At 40.9% G+C, this 1,542-nt stretch carries 4 protein-coding genes; 2 read left to right on the plus strand and 2 right to left on the minus strand.

What is annotated here, in order from left to right; all coding sequences use genetic code 11:
- Nucleotides 1-27: 27 nt before the first annotated feature.
- Nucleotides 28-294: a hypothetical protein gene (locus HE1_RS07795; RefSeq protein ID WP_162480058.1), complete on the minus strand. Its 267-nt coding sequence runs from the start codon at nt 292-294 to the stop codon at nt 28-30.
- Between the two features lie 128 nt (nt 295-422).
- Nucleotides 423-674: a hypothetical protein gene (locus tag HE1_RS00150; RefSeq protein ID WP_035543171.1), complete on the minus strand. Its 252-nt coding sequence runs from the start codon at nt 672-674 to the stop codon at nt 423-425.
- 148 nt (nt 675-822) lie between these two features.
- Here HE1_RS00150 and HE1_RS09850 point away from each other — a divergent pair, with 148 nt between their 5' ends.
- Nucleotides 823-954, plus strand: a complete 132-nt coding sequence (locus HE1_RS09850) for a hypothetical protein (RefSeq protein WP_278242919.1) — start codon at nt 823-825, stop codon at nt 952-954.
- Between the two features lie 109 nt (nt 955-1,063).
- Complete coding sequence (locus tag HE1_RS09290; protein ID WP_206537198.1) at nt 1,064-1,204, plus strand: transposase; 141 nt, start codon at nt 1,064-1,066, stop codon at nt 1,202-1,204.
- The last annotated feature ends 338 nt before the right edge of the window (nt 1,205-1,542 follow it).

Genomic DNA, 1,542 nt, shown 5'->3' on the forward strand with positions numbered 1-1,542 from the left:
GGGGCTAGGGAGGGCAAATAACGCAACTCAATGCCCCCTTTCTTTTGCTGCTTTTTGGGTGTCTTTGCTTGTGTTATAAGGTCTTTGATCCAAGATCAGGTAGAACGGCGCCTTTGGACAAGCGTCTTTCAGCGGATCAAAAAACCTCTTCAAGGGGGTTAAGGACACCATCGTAAGGCGCATCCCTCCCATCAGGTTCACGTAGGCCGTCGTAGCAATGGGGGGCCTGACAGGTGATTTTCGTTGCCATGGTGGGGGGCATAACCAAACAGGATAGTTCGGCAGTATTGTCATCACCGTTGAATAAAGGCTTCCTGCTTGGCTGTATTTACGGGCCGTGCTGCTGCCTGGGCCGTGCTGCTGCCTTTTTAAATGAAAAATTATGGGCGTGCAACGTCTTGCCTCAAGAACATAAAGCGCAGCTATCGCTTGCTTTCATATACGTTGTGGCTTTCCAAATGTTCGATAAGTTCTGATGTTTGTGAAACATTCAGCTTGCTCACAGAGCCCTCGCTTGACACTATTAACTTTTGATCTTCCTTATACTCTTCTACGATCGCAATCAGAAGAGCCTCAGCAATTTGATGAGCTCCACCCTGATAACAAAACTGCCGTAATCCTATCTGCTGCGTTCTTAACGCAACACGATCTTCTTCTTTCAGAAATCTTTGCATAATAAAAATTATTAACACATAAAATTAAACTTTTAAACAATTTCATTCAGCATGAGTATATAAACAAAACTCTCAATCATCCGATCCAGAAAGACGATCTACGTTTTGCCAAAAGATTGAAGAATTGAAAAAGGAAGGTAAGTAGATAGTGTATAGTGATGAAAGTGGTTTTGCTCATGATATGCCAAGAACGCATGAGCACTCTGATAAAGGCAAGCGGTGTTATGGCGCTCATGACTGGGGAGCAAAGGGGAGCAAATACCATAGGCGCTTTAATTAGCAAATACAATTACAATTGGTTTGATATCTGGTTTACAAAGGGGGGTACCTCTTGGGTGCAGCGGATTTTATTACCAAACCTTCCAAAAAAAGTGCTGGTGCTATAGATAATGCCACTTTCCAAAGGCAAAGCTTTGAAAAATATGCTAGAAGATTCAGGTAATAGTTTGCTTTATTTGCCTCCTTATTCTCCGGATATCAATCCTATTGAGAAAAAAGGGCCCAAGCCAAACATAGAAGAAGAACATTAACTCGTTCAATTGGTCTTTTATTTCAATTCCATCTCTCGTAATCTTTTTATGAAGTTTTAGCTATAATAAGGGGATCTGGTAAAAAATCCGTACACACTTTTCTAGGAGGATATCCTTGCGGAAAAAAGTACCACTGAAAGCCCGTAAAACACCTCGTTAGTAGCTGCCCTCTTACGTTTTTTATCATACTCCCCCTCACTTTTTTGAAGGGTCTTTAAAAGATCCGAAAGAGAGGCTATTTTATTAAAAATAAACAACAATGTTTAATGCAAATGAACCTCTCATCCTTAATAAATAAGATAACAAAACTATTAACTTTTCACAATTCCCGCGCAGAG

This window comes from Holospora elegans E1 (assembly GCF_000648275.1).
Lineage (GTDB): Bacteria > Pseudomonadota > Alphaproteobacteria > Holosporales > Holosporaceae > Holospora > Holospora undulata_A.

Excerpts from the sequence above, each read along its gene's own strand:
- HE1_RS00150 (WP_035543171.1), bottom strand. The coding sequence starts at position 674 with ATGCAAAGATTTCTGAAAGAAGAAGATCGTGTTGCGTTAAGAACGCAG.
- HE1_RS09290 (WP_206537198.1), top strand. The coding sequence starts at position 1,064 with ATGCCACTTTCCAAAGGCAAAGCTTTGAAAAATATGCTAGAAGATTCA.
- HE1_RS07795 (WP_162480058.1), bottom strand. The coding sequence starts at position 294 with ATGACAATACTGCCGAACTATCCTGTTTGGTTATGCCCCCCACCATGG.